The organism is Cryobacterium sp. MLB-32, assembly GCF_000738085.1.
Lineage (GTDB): Bacteria > Actinomycetota > Actinomycetes > Actinomycetales > Microbacteriaceae > Cryobacterium.
Genome location: NZ_JPRS01000720.1, coordinates 1 through 673, shown reverse-complemented (window position 1 = coordinate 673; position 673 = coordinate 1). Strand labels below are relative to the sequence as shown.

The 673-nt window shown below is 60.1% G+C and carries 1 protein-coding gene; it reads left to right on the top strand.

Annotation, left to right across the window (positions count from 1 at the left end; translation table 11 throughout):
* Nucleotides 1–595, top strand: a 595-nt coding sequence (gene nusG / locus JF66_RS21065; protein ID WP_035880935.1) for a transcription termination/antitermination protein NusG, incomplete at its 5' end; no start/stop codon positions are given.
* Nucleotides 596–673 lie beyond the last annotated feature (78 nt).

Genomic DNA, 673 nt, shown 5'->3' with positions numbered 1-673 from the left:
TTTCCTGCCGGGTAAGTGGTACGTCATTCACTCGTACGCCGGCTTCGAACGTCGCGTGAAGTCGAACATCGAGAACCGCAAGCAGTCGATGGCCATGGAAGATTTCATCTACCAGGTCGAGGTTCCGATGGAAGATGTCGTCGAGATCAAGAATGGCCAGCGAAAGATGGTCACTCGAGTGCGTATCCCCGGCTACGTCCTGGTTCGCATGGACCTTGACGAAGACAGCTGGTCTGTGGTTCGCCACACCCCCGGTGTGACGGGATTCGTGGGCAACTCCCACAACCCCACGCCGCTGCGCTTCGAAGAAGCCTTCGGCATGCTCAAGGGCCTCGTCGAAATCGTTGAGGCTCCCACCACCAAGGGCAACGGTCACGGTGGCAAGTCCGCCCAGCGCGTCATCGCAGCCGAGGTCGACTACGAAATCGGCGAGACGATCACCATCAAGGAAGGATCCTTCGCGGGTCTGCCCGGATCGATCAGCGAGATCAAGCCGGAGAGCGGAAAGCTCATCGTSCTCGGGAGTAGAGCAGAATGGCCTCACGAAGCAGCTCGCCGCCATCTTTCACTCGTTCTTCAACGACCTCGACGGTGACGCGAATCAGCTGCAGCGTCTGCTGCAGACTGACCGACCTGAGGAGCTCCCGCGGGGCGGCGCCGAAAACGTCCGCAG